This window comes from Streptomyces sp. NBC_01478 (assembly GCF_036227225.1).
GTDB lineage: Bacteria > Actinomycetota > Actinomycetes > Streptomycetales > Streptomycetaceae > Streptomyces.
The window spans coordinates 869684-885574 of sequence record NZ_CP109444.1; the positions used below are offsets into that span (position 1 = coordinate 869684).

Consider the following 15891-nt stretch of genomic DNA (forward strand, 5'->3'; position numbering starts at 1 on the left):
CACCGCGCGCTACCGCCCGCCGAAGGGCAGCGGGCCGTGGGTGGTGTCCCACGACCCGCTGCCCCGGCCGGCCGCTCGCACCCGCGGACGCGTCGGAAGCCGACGGCTACTGCACGGCCTCGGCCGCTTCGTCCGCCTCCACCCTCGCCAGCACCGCGTCCAGCGTGGCGTACTCCGCCTCCTCCACGGCCGCGATGGCGAACCCGACGGCGTCGGCGGCGTAGTCCTCGGCGTCGTCGGCGGCGTGGCCCAGCCGCTTCACATCGCGCTCGGTCTTCCGTTCCTCCAGCTTCGCGCGGACCGAGCCCACGTGGTCCTGCCAGGAGGTCTGCACCTGGTTCCAGCTTCCGGTGACGTTCGCCTTCGCCCGCCGGCCGCTCGACTGGAGCCGCTGCGCGCCCTGTTCGGCCCTGTCCTTCGCGTCGGCCACCGCGACGGCCAGCTTCTGCCGGTCCTCCGCGACGGTCGCGGCCACGGTGCGCTGGGCATCCTGGGCCTTCTGGGACAGCTCGGCGAGGCGGCCGGCGGGGCCGTCCGAGGTGGCGTTCTTCTGCGGCGTCGGGTCCGACATGGTGATCCCTTTCCTTGACGGATACGTGCTGCTCGTTCACGCGGGGTACCGGGGTACGCGCCTGAACTGCCCGCAACTCTTCCGTCGCGCCGCCCGGCCCGCTTGGGTCAATCGACTCAATGGACGGCGTACAGCCATGCGGTGCGGCCTTGACCGCAGTCGTTTGACCCAAGGAAGCCGCCCGGCCCGTCCCTACGCTGACGGGCGTCTGTCGTGTGCACCGGATCGAGGAGTGCCCGTGCCCCCTGGAACCAATGGCCTGGACATACGGCTTCCGAACGAGCAGGCCGTGCTCGCGCGGATGCGCGGCACCCAGGACCGGATCGCGGACGCGATCACGACCTTCGCCGGGACCATGCGGTTCGTGTATCTGCACGCGCTGTGGTTCGCGGTCTGGATCACCTGCAACGAGGGGCTGTTCGGCCCGTCCGCGGTTTGGGACCCCTACCCTTTCGGACTGCTCACGATGATCGTCAGCCTTGAGGCGATCTTCCTGTCGACCTTCGTGATGGTGAGCCAGAACCGCCAGGCGCTCCGCGAGAAGGTGCGGGCCGATCTGGACTTCGAGACCAATATCCGCTCCGAGGTGTGGTCGGCCCACATGGGCCATGTCCTGGGGCTCGACGCCGAGCGGGTCGAACAGGACGTACGGACACTCCTGGCGCAGAACCGGGCGAAGATGAACGACACCGAGCCGACGCCGACGGCCCCTGGGGCGGAGGCGGCGTCATGATCCCCCGGCACCGCCCTTTCCTCGCCTACTGGGACTGGCAGCAGCACGCCCTCTGCCGGGGCATGGACAGTTCCGTCTTCTTCTCCCCGCCCGGCGAGCGCGGCCCCCGGAAACGGGCCCGGGAGAAGAAGGCCCGGGCCGTCTGCGGGCGTTGCCCGGTGATCGAGCTGTGCGCCCGCATCGCGATGAACGGCCCCGAGTCGTACGGCGTGTGGGGCGGCCTGTCGGAAGGGGAGCGCAGGGCGCTGGTGCGGCCGCCCCGTGCCCCCGGACAGCGGCGCGGCTGACTCCGTCCCGGCGTCATCCCGCTGCCGGGCCGTCCGCACCGGGCGGCCGCAGCAGTGGGGCCAGTTCGCCGCGCGAGGTGATTCCCAGCTTGGGGAAGGCCCGGTACAGATGGGCGGCGACCGTACGGTGCGACAGGTACAGCCGTTCCGCGATCTCCCGGTTGGAGAGCCCTTCCGCGGCCAGTCGGGCGATCAACGTCTCCTGGGGCGACAGCAGTTCGGCGACGGACGGAAGCGGGGTGTCGGCTCCCGCCGGCGCGTTGTGGCCCGCCCAGTCGGAGGCTCCGACGAGGTCGAAGGCGGTCCGCGCCGAGAGGAGCAGCGCACGGGACCGGGCGGCCTGGCGGTGGCGGCGCAGCCAGTGTCCGTACGCGTGCTCCATCCGCGCCCTGACCAGCGGCCAACGGGACAGGTCACGGTCCAAGGCGGCCAGGTACAGTCCCTCGGCCGCCGCGTCCGCGGCGAACACGGCCCGCGCGTAAGGGAGTTGGATGTGCAGCAGCGGGGCCGGAGTCACCTGTGCGGCCTCCTCCACGGCCGCGAGGACACGCGCGGCTTCCTGGCGGTCGCCGCCGCGGTCCGCCGCCACGACGAACGGCGTCAGGGCGGCGAAGCCCTGCCGTCGCAGCCCTTCGGGCGGCAGGTCGAGCAGGGGCCGCAACTCGTCGTAGGCCTCGCCGTACCGGCCCTCCCCCAGGTGGGCCACACCACGCGCCAGCCGTAGCGTCGGGACGAGATCGGGGCGTTGCCAGGCCGCCGCGGTGTCGGCCAACTCCTGGGCCCGCACGGCCTGTCCGCGCAGTGCGGCGGCGATGGCGTCGGTGCCGGCGAGTGCGGCGACCATGGCCGGCTGGCGGGTCTCGGCGACGATCCCGCGTGCTTCCTCGGTGAGCCGGGTGGCGCGCGGCCAGTCCCCGAGCAGCAACTGGTCGGCGGCCTCGGTGAGGAGGGTCTCCGCCAGCAGGCCGAGTCGGCCCTGCGCGCGGAGAACGGGTGCCGCCCGGCCGAGCAGCTCGACCGCGCGGACCGGATCGCCGATCGCGTGGGCTGCCATGCCCAACACCCTTGTTCCATCGGCGTCGTGGACGTACCGGTCCGTCTCGTGCGACGGCAGCCGGTCGGCCACCGCCCGGCCGTGGCGTACGGGTTCGGTGAGCGCCAGGGCCGCGAGCCGGCGTGGGTCGTTCGTGGGGGTGAGCCGCTCGGCGGCCTCGACGACCCCGGCCCGCGCGGCGGGGTCGGCGCCGGTGCGGTGGACGTGGAGTGCCGCGCTCAGCAGCAGGTCCAGGGCCAGTTCCGGATCGCCCGCCGACAACTCCCCGATGTCCGGCGGCACTTGTGCCCGTGCCGAGTCCAACTGCGGTTCCGCGTCCGAGATCTCCCGCAGCCACCGGGCCTTCGCCCGATCGGCGGTGCCGAGTCGCTGATGCTCCGCCGCTTCGATCAGCGAGTGGGTCAGCCGGACACGGCCGAGGCCGTACGCGTGCTCGGCCGCGCCCAGCAACCGGTGCCCCCGGGTGACGGAGTCCGTGGTGAGCTGGGCCGAGCGTTCGAGCGCGCGGACGGCCGCGGCGGCTCCGTGCCGCCTGAGCAACGAGGCCTGGGCGTCGGCCAGTTCGTCCGCGAGTTCGTCGTCGGGGCCGTTGACGGACTGGGCCCGGTGCCAGGTGCGCCGGTCCGGCTGGTCGGCCAGCACCTGTGCCAGAGCCGCGTCGGCGGCCTGTCGGCGGGTCTGCGGTTCCGCCCCCAGCACCGCGAAACGCACCACGGGATGGCGGAAACGCAGGGTCGTCCTGTCGAGTCGTACCAGCGAGGCCGCGACCGCGCCGTCGAGCACGTCCACCGCGAGCGTGCTCCCGGTGAGGACGGAGGCGGCCGCCAGGATCTCCGAGAGGTCTCCGGCCTGGTCGACGGCCGCGACCAGCAGGGCATCCCGTGCCTGGTCGGGCAGTTCGCCGAGCCCGGCCGCGAACGCCGTCTCCAACGTGGCGTTCACCGGCAGGTGGGTCCATGATCCCGGTGCCCCCAACGGGCGCCATGCCGTGGGGAGTTCGACCAGGGCGAGGGGGTTGCCGAGCGCCTCGCCGAGGATGCGCTCGCGGACGGCGGGAGGCAATGTGGCCGCGTGCCGGGCCAGCAGCCGTCGTGCCGAGGGCGCGTCCAGTACGGGCACGTCCAGCGCGGGCACGCCCGGCAGGGTGTGTGCGCCGCGGAGTGCCGCGAGGACGACGACCGGCTGGTCGTCCACCCTGCGGGCGATGAACGCCAGCACGTCCCGGGTGGGCCGGTCGAGGCGCTGGACGTCGTCGGCGACGACCACCACGGGCCGCTCGGCGGCCACCGCCGTGAGCAGGTTGAACGCGGCCAGGGCCACCCGCCGGGTGTCCGGCGGCGGTCCGGAGCCGCCGTCGAGCTCCGACCGCAGGACGGCGCCCCGTTCCGGCAGCGGCGACTCCGCGGTGCCGAGCACCGGCCGCAGCAGTTCGCGCAGACCACCGAAGGGGGTGTCGTCGGTACCCCCGGCCACCTCCAGCAACCGCCATCCCGCCACTCGGGCGCGCTCCGCCAGGGCCTGCACCAGTGCGGTCTTGCCGACGCCCGGGCCGCCCCGCAGCGCCAGGGCGCCGCCGGCGGCGGGCAGCCGTCCCAGCAGTTCGTGCAGGACCCTCACCTGCCGGTCGCGGCCGAGGAGCCCGGTTTTGTACACGCGCCTCCCCAGACGTCCAGGACACTCCATGTCTTCACCGGCGGAATCGTAGGAGGATCCCTGCGGCGCGGCTTGGGTCATGTGACCGCGCCCGGAACTGCGAGGCGGCGCCGCCCGGCCCGTCCAGCGTACGGCTCCCCGGTACGGCGACCGGTCACACGTAGCCTCGCCGCTGCACGACGTTCAGGGCCGGCGCACCCAGCGGGACGTTCAGCCAGAACGTCAGCAGCCGGTAGACGAGCACCGCCGAAGTGGCCGCCCCCGCCGCCACGCCGAGCGTCGTCAGACCGGCGACGAGTCCGGCCTCCAGCGCTCCGAGCCCGCCCGGTACGGGAGCCGCGTTGGCGATCAGCCGGGCCGCCATGTACGCGGCACCGACCTGGACGAAGGGCAGGCCGCCGCCCAGCGCGTGCAGGCTCATGGCCAGGCCGACGACCTGGACGAGGGGCAGTCCGAGGGCGCCGACGGCTCCCACGGCGACCTTTGCCGGTTCGGTGGCGAGCCCGGCGATCGTCGATCCGGCCGCGCGCAGGAACGGCCACACCTTGTCGCGCAGGAAGCGGCGGCCGGGCGGGGTGAAGCCGAGCAGTCCCCCGGCGGCGAGCACCAGGGCGACGGCCCACAGCGCATACCGTCCGGCGGACAGATGCAGGTGCGCTCCGGCGTGGCCGCGTCCCGCCCAGGTGAGGAAGACGGCGGCGACCACGGTGTTGGAGAGCGCGCCGGCCAGGCTCTGCAGCCCGACGGAGGCGGTGGCCGCCCCGGTCTCGATCCCCGTCTTCTGCAGATAGCGGAGGTTGAGCGCCATGCCGCCGACATTGCCCGGGGTGATCCGGTTGAGGAACGAACTGGCGAACTGCACCTGGTAGGTGGGGCCGAACGGCAGTCGGGCCGGGATGGTGCCCTGTTGCAGCAGGGTCGAGAACGCCTGGGAGAGGAAGGTGACGGGCAGCACCGCGAGCACCCACCACCAGTTCGCGTCCCGCAACGCGTCCACTGCGGCGGGGGCGTTGGCCAACTGCGGCAGCACCAGGTGGAGTACGAGGAACGCGCCCGCGAGTCCCAGGGCGCTCTTCCATGTGAACCGCGCCAGATGGGCGAGAGGAACCGCCTTGCCACCGCTGGCAGTTGACACCTCGGCGGCGAGATCCTTCAGCAGGCTGGGCCGCCCGCCGGCGCGCAGTGTGCGCCGCCCGGCCTTCTGCCCGGCCGCCCGTGCGCGGGCCTGGTCGTACCGGGCGACCTGGTGCCGCGCGGGTCCCATGAGGGCGAGCGGCTGGAGGTACGGCAGCGCGGTCGCCAGCAGTTCCGGCCCCAGCCCGGCCAGCGCGCACGCGGTGGCCCGCCGGGGGCCGACCCGTACGGCGGTGGTGGCCAGCAGTTCGGCGAGGTCGCCGCCGAGCATGTCGGGCGGCGCGTTGAGCCGGCCGCGTGCGAACGCGGCGAGTCTGATCTCGCCGGTCGCCTCGACGAGGACGTGCTCGGGGCGCAACGCCCCATGTCCCAGCCGGTGTTCCTGGAGCCGGGCCACGGAGCTCCACACCCGGGCGAGGAGCTGATCGGTCAGCTCCTCGTCCCGCACCGCGGACAGCGCACGGGAGTCCGGCGCGACGGTCGCCACCAGAGCGGCGCCCTGGGCCACCGGATACGCCATCACCGGCTCGGCCACCCGGGCGCCGGTACGGGCCGCGAAGACGAGCATCAGCAGCTCGTGCTCGGCGGCCGCGAGCGGCGACTGGGCGGTGGCGTCGGCCGGATGGCGCAGCAGCGTCCGCCGGGCGAGCCGGTGGAAGAGGTCACGGTTGCGGTCCTCGGCACCGAACACCCGCACCGCCGGCCGGGAACCGGCGGTGGTCACGGCGCGGTAGACGGTCCCTTCCCCCAACTGCTGTTCGTCCGGCGGCAGTTCACCCAGGGTGGCGACCGGGATCCCGGAAGCCGCGAGAGCGTCGGCGACCGCCTGGGCCGTCGGGCGGTCGGCGGGGGCTCCGGCCAGCAGCAGGACGGCCGACCCGGCCGCGCCGCCCACGGCGAGTGCGGCGACGGCGTCCAGCGGGACGATCGCGGCCGCGGCGACGCTCAGCGCGCCGCATCCGGCGGCCAGGAACCACAGCGCCCGCCGCGGGCGCGCGCCCAGCCACGGGCCGGCCGCGACGACCGCCGCCGCGCAGGCCGCCAGGTAGACGGCGGACGGCCAGCCCGCCGGCAGCAGACCGTCCCGGCCGTCCAGCACCTCCGGCCATCCGTCCGGTCTCCCCCGCACCAGCGCCGGACGCGTGAGCGACCACGCGCCCAGCACGCCCAGCGCCGCCGCCGGCAGGACCCGTAGAACAGGCTCGATCCGCCGCCGTACGCACCACACCGCCAGGACGGCGACCGGTGCGAGCAGGGCGACGGCCTGCACCGTTCCCACGAGGGTGTCCCGCAGTGCCTCGGGCAGCGCGGTCGCCGTGGCGAGGAGTCCCTGCTGGGCCCTGCGGACGAAGTCGCGGGTGGCGACGGCCAGTAGGACCGCCACGAGCAGGACGGACAGGGACACCAGCAGCCGCCACAGATCCACCGCCCGACGAACGGTTGGTCGAGGCGGATCGTCGATCACCGGAACCGCGACCGGCCGGCTGTCACGGCCTTCGATCCCACCGATCACGTCAGCTCCTTGTCGACAGGCCGAAGGCCGGAAGGCACCGATGCTCGCGCCGCGACCCGGTCCGCGCATCGGTCGGATGGCTGCACGGGTTTCTGTGACGACGGTAAAGGAGTAAGGAAGTAGCGGATGCAGTCGTATGACAGATCGCGGCCGGAAGGCGCGACTCTGGCCTTCCTGGCGAACCATGGCCTCGGGCGAAGAACGAGGCGACACCCTCGTCTGTGGAAGGTGACCATGTTCACTTCACCCAACGTGCTCCTCTGGCGCGGTCTGCTGGCCGTCGCCCTCGGCGTGGTCTCCGTCGCATGGCCCGGCATCACCGTCGGCGCCTTCGTCGTCCTTTTCGCCGTCTACGCGTTCATGACCGCGGCGACGGACAGCGCCCGCGCCTTCACCGGCGACAGGGTCGGGCCCGTCCTCGGCTGGCTGGTGCTCGCCGGACTCTCGCTGGCGGCCGGCGTGGTCGCGCTGGCATGGCCCGGCATCACGGCGCTCGCGCTCACGATCTGGATCGCCGCGTGGGCACTGACGACCGGCGCCATGGAGACAGCGATGGCGTTCCAGCGCGACGAGACGGCGGGTGAGCGGACCCTGTATCTGCTGACCGGCGCGGTGTCGATCGTGTTCGCGTTCTCCCTGTTCGTCCGCCCGGACATCGGCGCGGTCTCCCTCGCCACCGTCTTCGGCCTGTTCAGCCTCGTCTACGGCGTCTCGGCGGTCTTCGCCTCGTTCGAGGAGCGGCGCCGCCGTCACGACGCGGGCCGACGCGAAGCGGTCCGCGCCTGAGCCACGGGCTACGGACAGCCGCGTGGCGCCGTCCGACGGAACGGCGCCGCGCGGCACCCAGGGGGGCGGGAATGATCCTCCGGCCGTTCCTTGCCCTGCGGATCGCGATCGTGCTCTTCCCGCCGGGCGCGGAGCCGGTTCAGGTTCAGTCGAACTTCTCGACCACGGTCTCGAACTGCCGCACCATGGCCGACAGCGACCGGCCGTCGAGATGGTCCATGACCCGCTTGCGGGCGCTCGCGAGGTGTACCGGATAGGCCGATTCGAGCCGCTTGCGCCCTTCCGGGGTGAGGGTCGCGACATTCCCGCGCGCGTCACCCTCGTAGCGCCGTTTCACGACCTGGCCGCGGCTCTGCAGCGCGTCCACGACGCGGGTGATACGGCTCGCCGACAGCGCGGTGGCCGCCGCGAGATCCGCCATGCGGAGTTCCTGGTTCTCGGCCTCGGACAGGCTCATCAGCACGACGTACTCGGTGAGCGTCAGCCCCGTGGACCGCAGCAGGTCGTCGTCGAGCGAACGGGGCAGCGAGACGATGACACGCATCAGGGCACGCCAGAAACGCTCTTCCTGCGCGGTCAGGGGATCCTCGGCGGCGGTCATCCGTGCAGATTAGCGTGCTCAAGCAAGGAGCCTCAAGCGGTTGCGGCCCGGCCGTCCTCACCCGGCACCGCCTGTGCCGCTACTCGTCCAGCTTGCGTACGTCTCCGGCGGCTGCTCGGCGAAGACCACGTCGACGTACGCCGGTGGCACATGGTTGATCGCCGCGTGAATCCGGGTGATCTCGGCCGCGAGTGAGGCCTTCGACTCCTGGGGCAGAGTTCCCCGCGCCGTGGTGCAGGTGTAGTCGGGCATGTCGGCTCCTCATGGATCGGGGGCGCGTCGGGACCATGGTTCCGCCTGCTCGCGGGGCTCGACTTCCGTCATCCGACGGAGGTCGAGACTGCGGAACCGCACCCGTACGGGGCTCCAAGTCCCCCGGCCCCAGCGCGCCTTGACACGCCCCTCCCCCGGCACAATGCTTGCCGACGAAAGCAATGACTTCGGGTGGGAGAGCGCGATGACCACAAGCACCCCGGACGACCAGGGCAGTTCGCTGCGGGCGGAGCTGGAAGGTGCCGGGTTCCAGACGGATCCGCACGCGCTTCTGCGGCAGTTGACGGAATCCGGAGCCGCGCACCGCTGCGAACCGGCCGGTGCGCCACCGCAGTTGCTCATCACGGGATACGAGGCGACACGCCAAGTGCTCACCGATCCCCGCGTGTCCAAGCGGAGCGAACGCGCGGGACTGGAGCCGGGCTGGCTGATGAGCGGCGTGCGGGACGAGGTCGGGATCGACTACATGCTGACCGTGGACCCGCCCGACCACACCCGTCTCCGCAAGCTGGTGACCCGCGCCTTCACACCGCAGAAGATCGAGGCCCTGCAGCCCCGCACACGGGAGCTCGCGGGCCGGTTCGCCGACGACGTACTGGCCCAGGGGACACCGGAGTTGGTCGACGGCTTCGCCGCCCGCGTCCCCATCGCCGTGATCTGCGAGCTGCTCGGCATTCCGCCGGACGACTGGGACAGGTTCCGCTGGGCCTCGGAACAGATCGTGTCCCCGGTCGCCGGACGGGACCGGGAGGAGGCGTACGTGTGGATGCAGGGGTATCTGGCGGAGCTGATCGCGGCCAAGCGTGCCGATCCCGGCCAGGACCTGCTGAGCGCGCTGGCCGGCGACACCGACGAAGACCGGCTCACCGACCCGGAGTTGGTCGGTATGGCCTTCCTGCTCCTGATCGCCGGGTACGAGACGACCGCCAACCTCATCGGTGCCGCACTCCTCGGACTCGCCCAACAGCCGGACCTCTTCAAGGCGTTGCGAGCCGCTCCGGCCCAAGTGCCCGTGGCGGTGGAGGAGTTCCTCCGCCTCGACGGGCCCGTGCTCACGGCGACCGAGCGCTTCGCCACCGAGGACATGCTGATCGGGGACGTGCCGGTGCGCCGGGGCGACATGCTCCTGGTGTCCCTCGCCGCGGCCGACCGGGACCCCGCACGGTTCGAGGAGCCGGACTCCTTCCGCCTCGGACGGTCGGCCGGCCATGTCGCGTTCGGACACGGCGTCCACCACTGTCTGGGGGCGCCGCTCGCGAGGATGGAGGCCACGGTCGCGATCACCGCGCTGCTGGAGCGCGTCGAGAGTCTGGAACTTGCCGTGGACGCCGCCGAGTTGGAGTGGGCGCCGGGCCTGCTGATGCACGGGGTGCGACGCCTTCCCGTGTCGGTCGTGCTCGCCGGGAGCCCGGACCCCGCGTGATTCGGTCCTGGCGGCGGACCTCGATGAGCAGCGCCGATCAACTCACTTACGGCACCGCCCTGTTCGAGGCCCTGGTGGACCTGGCCTCCGGCGCGGAGAGCAAGTCCGAGGCGCTCGGGTTCGGTACGGAGGCGATCGTCCCCTGGCGGATGGGAGCGGTCCTGTGACAGTCAGCCGCGCTCTCGGTACAGGTCGCGCAGCATCGCGATCTCGGCTCCGTGGTGCAGCACTTCCTGGTTGACCCACCACACGATGTCGATGAACGGCTCCTCCGCGTCGCTGCCGTGCGGATAGGTGCAGTACCCGACGGTGTCGAGCGCGGTGTCGTCGACGCTCAACAGCGCCTTCCGCCAAGCGCCCGCAGCGGCGTCGAAGGCCGCGACCGCGCCGGCGGCGTCGCCGGTGACGGGGTGGTCGTCGCGGGTCAGCGTGCGGCTGCCGGCCGTGTGGTCGGCGCGGAGGGTCAGCATCTCGGTGAGGTGGCTCAGGCGCCAGGCGAGGGTGGTGAAGGGCGGGGGCCAGGGGTGCGGGTAGCCGGCGGCGTCACGTCCCCAATCACCCTGTCCCGCCAGGAGAGTTGCTCGTACTCCGGGACCGGACGTGCGCCGTCGCACCGACCAGCAGTCGGGCACCGGTTCCCAGAAGTACTCCGCGTCGGTCATGGGCCCGACCCGGGTCTCCGTCCCGTCGCCGCTGTCCATGACGGGCCCTGCCATACGGCCGGACAGGCGCTCGCACGCGAAGTCGAACTGGTCGAGCAGCGGAGCGAGACGGGGTGGGATCACTGGGTACTCCTGGGGGCGAGCCGGTCGGTCGTCGACCCGGCAACCTAACAGCGTCCCCGCCGCACCACCCGTCAATTACTGGCTGCGGGCGCGCAGTCGGCGCAGCATGCGCGGGTCCTCGAAGCCGACCGAGCGTGCGGCGGCGTCGATCGTGGCGCCGTGGCTGATGAGGTGCTCGGCGCGTTCGAGGCGCAGGGTCTGCTGGTAGCGCAGCGGGGTGAGTCCGGTGGCCCGGCTGAAGAGGCGGGTGAGGGTGCGTTCGCTGACGCCCACGGCCGAGGCGAGGGCGGGCAGCGGCAGGGCTTCGTCGAAGCGGGTGTCGATGAGGTCCTGGGCGCGGTGCACGGTGTCGTCCAGGTGGGACCGGTGCCGGAGCATCGCGCTGGTCTGCGGCTCGTGGCCGTTGCGGCGGGCGTAGACGACCATGTCGCGGGCGATCTGGGCGGCCACGGCGGGACCGTGCCGGGTGGCGACGATGTGCAGGGCGAGGTCGATGCCGCTGGCGATGCCGGCCGAGGTGATGACCCGGTCGTCGGTGGTGAACAGGACGTCGCGGACGACCGTCGCCTTCGGGTGGCGCCGGGCGAGTTCGTCCTGGACGTCGTGGTGGGTGGTGCAGTGGCGGCCGTCGAGGAGTCCGGCCCGGCCGAGCGCGTCGGCTCCGGCGCACACGCTCGCCACCGTCCCGCCCTGGGCATGGTGGTCCCGGAGGACGCCCAGGGTCGTAGCGCCGATGGCGGGTGCGCCGGCCAGGGTGACGGCACGCCATCCCGGCACCACGACCAGGTCCTCGGGACCGAGCTCGGGCCAGTCGAGCCCGGCCGCCAGCGGCAGCCCCTGGGCGCTGGTGACCTGGGGCTGCTCGGCGACGTAGGAGAGCGTGTACGGGTGCCCGAAGTCGGCCGCCGTGGAGAAGACCTGCGCGGGGCCGGCCAGGTCCAGCAGGTGGACTCCGGGTACCAGGAAGAAGACGACGTGGCTCACGATCCGGTCATCATGCCTGATGTGCCGCGGCGGCTTCCAGTTCGTCGACCGTCGCGATGGTGGCGAAGCGGCCGGCGAGGGCGTACTCGGTGCGCCGGATGATCTCCTCGGCAGGGAGGGTGCGGGGGTCGGCCAGAAGTTCGGCGACGGTCTGGTCGGCGGGGGCGTCGCGGTGCGCGATGGGGTTCGTCGCGGTCGCGTCGGTGACGAAGGTGACCCGGTAGCCGAAGTCGCTCGCGACGCGGGTGGTGGTCTCGACGCACTGCTCGGTGCGGATGCCGCAGATGGTGAGCTCGCGGACGCCGTGCTCGGTGAGGATCTGCTGCAGGTTGGTGGTGGTGAAGGCGTTGTGCGAGGTCTTGTGGAGAAGCGGTTCGCCCTCCGCACGCTCCAGTCCGTCGATGAGGCGGACGCTGCCGAGGACCGGGTCGAAGACGCCACCGCTGCCGGGATCTGTGTGCAGTACCCACACCACGAGGTCGCCGGCCCGGCGGGCGAGCTGTACCAGGCGGTCGGCCTGTTCGGCGATCTTCGGGTCGGAGATGGTCTCCCACAGCGGGCGGGCGCGGAAGGATTCCTGGACATCGATGACGATCAGTGCTCGGGTCATGTCCCAAGACTGCGCCGTGCGGGCGGGGCGGCGACAGGCCGCATCGGGTCCGGGACCGGACCGATCCGGTCACCGGTGAAGCGGCCTGTCGCTGTCCTGTCTACCTCAGTTCGACGAGCAGGTCGCCGCCCTCCACCTGCTGGATGCGGTTGATGGCGAGGCGGGAGACCCGGCCGGACTTGGGCGCGGTGATCGCCGCCTCCATCTTCATGGCCTCGATCGTGGCGACGGTGACGCCGGCCTCCACCTCGTCGCCCTCCTCGACCGCGAGGGTGACCACGCCCGCGAACGGGGCAGCCACATGGCCGGAGTTGGCGCGGTCGGCCTTCTCGGTGACGGGGATGTCGGAGGCGGCGGCGGTGTCGCGCACCTGGACCGGGCGGAGTTGGCCGTTCAGGGCGGACATGACGGTACGCAGCCCGCGTTCGTCGGCCTCGCCGACGGCCTCCAGCTCGATGAGGAGCCGGACGCCCGGTTCCAGGTCGACCGTGTACTCCTTGCCGGGGCGGATGCCGTAGAAGAAGTCCTTGCTGTCCAGGACGCTGGTGTCGCCGTAGGTCTGGCGGTGGGTCTCGAACTCGCGGGTCGGGCCGGGGAACAGCAGGCGGTTGAGGGTGGCGCGGCGGTCCTTGTCGAGGGCCGTGCGGTCCTCCGGGGAGAGTTCCTGTACGGGCTTGGGGGCGGCGCGGCCCTGGAGTGCCTTGGTGCGGAACGGCTCGGGCCAGCCGCCGGGCGGGGTGCCCAACTCGCCGCGCAGGAAGCCGATCACGGAGTCGGGGATGTCGTAGCGGTCGGGGGACGCCTCGAAGTCGGCGGGGCTGACACCGGCGCCGACCAGGTGCAGGGCGAGGTCTCCGACGACCTTCGACGACGGGGTGACCTTGACCAGATGGCCGAGGATGCGGTCGGCGGCGGCGTACATCGACTCGATGTCCTCGAAGCGGTCGCCGAGGCCGAGCGCGATCGCCTGGGTGCGCAGGTTCGAGAGCTGGCCGCCGGGGATCTCGTGGTGGTAGACGCGCCCGGTGGGTGAAGCGAGGCCCGCCTCGAAGGGGGCGTAGATCTTGCGGACGCTCTCCCAGTACGGCTCCAGGTCGCCGATGGCCTGGAGGTCGAGGCCGGTGGGGCGGTCGGAGTAGTCGGTGGCGGCGACGATCGCCGACAGCGACGGCTGCGAGGTCGTGCCCGCCATGGAGGCCACCGCGCCGTCGACGGCGTCCGCGCCGGCCTGGATCGCGGCGAGGTAGGTGGCGAGCTGGCCGCCCGCCGTGTCGTGGGTGTGGAGGTGCACCGGGAGGCCGAACTCGCGGCGCAGCGCCGACACGAGCGTCGCGGCGGCGGGTGCGCGCAGCAGACCCGCCATGTCCTTCACCGCGAGGACGTGAGCTCCCGCCTCGACGATCTGCTCGGCCAGCCGGAGGTAGTAATCGAGCGTGTAGAGGCGCTCGCCCGGGTCGGACAGGTCCGAGGTGTAGCAGAGGGCGACCTCGGCGATCGACGTTCCGGTGGCGCGTACGGCGTCGATGGCCGGGCGCATCTGGCCCACGTCGTTCAGCGCGTCGAAGATGCGGAAGATGTCGATGCCGGTGGCGGCGGCCTCCTGGACGAAGGCGTCGGTCACCTGGGTCGGATACGGCGTGTAGCCCACGGTGTTGCGGCCGCGCAGCAGCATCTGGAGGCAGATGTTGGGAACGGCCTCGCGCAGCGCGGCGAGCCGGTCCCAGGGGTCCTCGGCGAGGAAGCGCAGCGCCACGTCGTAGGTGGCGCCGCCCCAGCACTCCAGGGAGAGCAGTTGCGGAACGGTGTGGGCGACCACCGGGGCCACCGCGAGGAGGTCCTTGGTGCGGACGCGGGTGGCGAGGAGCGACTGGTGGGCGTCGCGGAAGGTGGTGTCGGTGACGCCGATGGTCGGTGATTCGCGCAGGTGGCGGGCGAAGCCCTCGGGGCCGAGTTCCGCGAGCAACTGCCGTGATCCGGCCGGGGGTTCGCCGGCCGGGACCGGCGGCAGCTTGGTGGTGGGGTCGATCAGGTCGGGGCGTTCACCGTGCGGCTTGTTGACCGTGACGTCGGCGAGGTAGGTGAGCAACTTGGTGCCGCGGTCGGCGGAGTGACGGGCCGTCAGCAGATGCGGGCGCTGCTCGATGAACGACGTGTTGATCCGTCCGGCCTGGAAGTCCGGGTCGTCCAGCACCGCTTGGAGGAACGGGATGTTGGTGGCCACACCGCGAATCCGGAACTCGGCCACCGCACGCCGCGCGCGGTTCACGGCGGTGGTGAAGTCCCGTCCCCGGCAGGTGAGTTTGACCAGCATCGAGTCGAAGTGCGCGCTGATCTCCGTACCCGCGTGGGTGGTTCCGCCGTCGAGACGGATGCCGGAGCCGCCGGGCGAGCGGTAGGCGCTGATCCGGCCGGTGTCCGGGCGGAAGCCGTTGGCGGGGTCCTCGGTGGTGATACGGCACTGGAGGGCCGCGCCGTGCAGGGTGACCGTCTCCTGCGAGAGGCCGAGGTCGGCCAGGGTCTCCCCCGAGGCGATCCGCAACTGCGCCTGGACCAGGTCGACATCGGTGACCTCCTCGGTCACCGTGTGCTCGACCTGGATGCGCGGGTTCATCTCGATGAACACGTGGTTGCCGTGCGGGTCGAGGAGGAACTCGACGGTGCCCGCGTTGCGGTAGCCGATCTCGCGGGCGAAGCGGACGGCGTCGGCGCAGATGCGGTCGCGCAGTTCGGGGTCGAGGTTCGGCGCGGGGGCCAGCTCGACGACCTTCTGGTGCCGGCGTTGCAGCGAACAGTCGCGCTCGAAGAGGTGGATGACGTTGCCCTCGCCGTCGGCGAGGATCTGCACCTCGATGTGACGGGGGTCGACGACGGCCTTCTCCAGGAACACCGTGGCGTCGCCGAACGCGGACATGGCCTCGCGGGCCGCCGCCTCGATGGACTCGCGGAGGGTGGCCGGGTCCTCGACCCGGCGCATACCGCGTCCGCCGCCACCGGCGACGGCCTTCACGAACACCGGGAAGCCGATCTCCTCGGCGGCGCGCACCAGTTCGTCGACGTCCGTGGAGGGCGCCGAGGAGCCGAGCACCGGTACGCCGGCCGCGCGGGCGGCGGCGATCGCCGTGGCCTTGTTGCCGGTCATCTCCAGGATGTGGGCGCTGGGACCGACGAAGGTGATGCCCGCCTCCTCGCAGGCGCGGGCGAGTTCGGGGTTCTCGGAGAGGAACCCGTAGCCCGGATAGACCGCATCCGCTCCCGCCCGCTGGGCCGCGCGGACGATCTCCTCGACCGAGAGATAGGCGCGGACCGGATGCCCGGGCTGACCGATCTCGTAGGCCTCGTCGGCCTTGAGCCGGTGCAGCGAATTGCGGTCCTCGTGGGGGAAGACGGCGACCGTGCGCGCGCCCAGCTCATAGCCGGCGCGGAACGCCCTGATCGCGATCTCGCCACGGTTGGCGACCAGCACCTTGCGGAACATTCCCGATCC

General features: G+C 72.3%; 14 protein-coding genes. 5 read left to right on the forward strand and 9 right to left on the reverse strand.

The genetic code is table 11. The features are described from left to right. Nucleotides 1-106: 106 nt before the first annotated feature. Nucleotides 107-571 (reverse strand): hypothetical protein, encoded by a 465-nt coding sequence (locus tag OG223_RS03820; protein ID WP_329242321.1) that lies wholly within the window; start codon nt 569-571, stop codon nt 107-109. A 259-nt stretch (nt 572-830) separates the two neighbouring features. Here OG223_RS03820 and OG223_RS03825 point away from each other — a divergent pair, with 259 nt between their 5' ends. Continuing rightward, nucleotides 831-1304, forward strand: coding sequence for a DUF1003 domain-containing protein (locus OG223_RS03825; protein ID WP_329265117.1), 474 nt, complete (start codon nt 831-833; stop codon nt 1302-1304). Continuing rightward, a complete protein-coding gene (locus OG223_RS03830; RefSeq protein WP_329242324.1) occupies nt 1301-1591 on the forward strand; it encodes a WhiB family transcriptional regulator in 291 nt (96 codons plus the stop codon). Before OG223_RS03825 ends, OG223_RS03830 begins: the two co-directional genes overlap by 4 nt. Before the next feature lie 13 nt (nt 1592-1604). On the opposite strand, the gene OG223_RS03835 is transcribed toward OG223_RS03830, so the two are convergent. Next, the gene (locus OG223_RS03835) at nt 1605-4298 is read right to left on the reverse strand and encodes an ATP-binding protein (protein WP_329242327.1); all 2694 of its coding nucleotides are present in this window, start codon (nt 4296-4298) and stop codon (nt 1605-1607) included. A gap of 154 nt (nt 4299-4452) precedes the next feature. Continuing rightward, on the reverse strand, nt 4453-6945 hold the full coding sequence (locus OG223_RS03840) for a lysylphosphatidylglycerol synthase transmembrane domain-containing protein (RefSeq protein ID WP_329242329.1): 2493 nt from the start codon (nt 6943-6945) through the stop codon (nt 4453-4455). A 234-nt stretch (nt 6946-7179) separates the two neighbouring features. Here OG223_RS03840 and OG223_RS03845 point away from each other — a divergent pair, with 234 nt between their 5' ends. Next, entirely contained in the window at nt 7180-7731 is a 552-nt protein-coding gene (locus tag OG223_RS03845) for an HdeD family acid-resistance protein (RefSeq protein ID WP_329242332.1), read from the forward strand. Between the two features lie 145 nt (nt 7732-7876). On the opposite strand, the gene OG223_RS03850 is transcribed toward OG223_RS03845, so the two are convergent. Together OG223_RS03850 and OG223_RS03855 are read right to left on the reverse strand one after the other, a co-directional pair. After that, nucleotides 7877-8332 carry a MarR family winged helix-turn-helix transcriptional regulator gene (locus tag OG223_RS03850; protein ID WP_329242334.1) on the reverse strand — a complete coding sequence of 152 codons (456 nt, stop codon included), beginning with the start codon at nt 8330-8332 and terminating at the stop codon, nt 7877-7879. A 57-nt stretch (nt 8333-8389) separates the two neighbouring features. Further along, a complete protein-coding gene (locus OG223_RS03855) occupies nt 8390-8584 on the reverse strand; it encodes a tautomerase family protein (protein ID WP_329242336.1) in 195 nt (64 codons plus the stop codon). A gap of 205 nt (nt 8585-8789) precedes the next feature. Here OG223_RS03855 and OG223_RS03860 point away from each other — a divergent pair, with 205 nt between their 5' ends. Together OG223_RS03860 and OG223_RS03865 are read left to right on the forward strand one after the other, a co-directional pair. Continuing rightward, nucleotides 8790-10028: a cytochrome P450 family protein gene (locus OG223_RS03860; protein ID WP_329242338.1), complete on the forward strand. Its 1239-nt coding sequence runs from the start codon at nt 8790-8792 to the stop codon at nt 10026-10028. Between the two features lie 23 nt (nt 10029-10051). Continuing rightward, nucleotides 10052-10195, forward strand: coding sequence for a hypothetical protein (locus OG223_RS03865; protein WP_329242340.1), 144 nt, complete (start codon nt 10052-10054; stop codon nt 10193-10195). 3 nt (nt 10196-10198) lie between these two features. Here OG223_RS03865 and OG223_RS03870 read toward each other — a convergent pair whose 3' ends face one another. The 4 genes from OG223_RS03870 to OG223_RS03885 all read right to left on the reverse strand — a co-directional run bounded on the left by OG223_RS03870 (nt 10199) and on the right by OG223_RS03885 (nt 15882). Next, nucleotides 10199-10813, reverse strand: a complete 615-nt coding sequence (locus OG223_RS03870; RefSeq protein WP_329242343.1) for a DinB family protein — start codon at nt 10811-10813, stop codon at nt 10199-10201. Between the two features lie 75 nt (nt 10814-10888). Next, complete coding sequence (locus OG223_RS03875; protein ID WP_329242346.1) at nt 10889-11797, reverse strand: GlxA family transcriptional regulator; 909 nt, start codon at nt 11795-11797, stop codon at nt 10889-10891. Between the two features lie 10 nt (nt 11798-11807). Next, a complete protein-coding gene (locus OG223_RS03880; protein ID WP_329242348.1) occupies nt 11808-12407 on the reverse strand; it encodes an isochorismatase family protein in 600 nt (199 codons plus the stop codon). A 100-nt stretch (nt 12408-12507) separates the two neighbouring features. Beyond that, entirely contained in the window at nt 12508-15882 is a 3375-nt protein-coding gene (locus tag OG223_RS03885; protein ID WP_329242351.1) for a pyruvate carboxylase, read from the reverse strand. Nucleotides 15883-15891: the final 9 nt, after the last annotated feature.

Bases quoted from the DNA above. Each gene is read 5' to 3' on its own strand.
- OG223_RS03820 (WP_329242321.1), bottom strand. From the start codon at position 571: ATGTCGGACCCGACGCCGCAGAAGAACGCCACCTCGGACGGCCCCGCC.
- OG223_RS03830 (WP_329242324.1), top strand. From the start codon at position 1,301: ATGATCCCCCGGCACCGCCCTTTCCTCGCCTACTGGGACTGGCAGCAG.
- OG223_RS03845 (WP_329242332.1), top strand. From the start codon at position 7,180: ATGTTCACTTCACCCAACGTGCTCCTCTGGCGCGGTCTGCTGGCCGTC.
- OG223_RS03850 (WP_329242334.1), bottom strand. From the start codon at position 8,332: ATGACCGCCGCCGAGGATCCCCTGACCGCGCAGGAAGAGCGTTTCTGG.
- OG223_RS03855 (WP_329242336.1), bottom strand. From the start codon at position 8,584: ATGCCCGACTACACCTGCACCACGGCGCGGGGAACTCTGCCCCAGGAG.
- OG223_RS03860 (WP_329242338.1), top strand. From the start codon at position 8,790: ATGACCACAAGCACCCCGGACGACCAGGGCAGTTCGCTGCGGGCGGAG.
- OG223_RS03865 (WP_329242340.1), top strand. From the start codon at position 10,052: ATGAGCAGCGCCGATCAACTCACTTACGGCACCGCCCTGTTCGAGGCC.
- OG223_RS03880 (WP_329242348.1), bottom strand. From the start codon at position 12,407: ATGACCCGAGCACTGATCGTCATCGATGTCCAGGAATCCTTCCGCGCC.
- OG223_RS03885 (WP_329242351.1), bottom strand. From the start codon at position 15,882: ATGTTCCGCAAGGTGCTGGTCGCCAACCGTGGCGAGATCGCGATCAGG.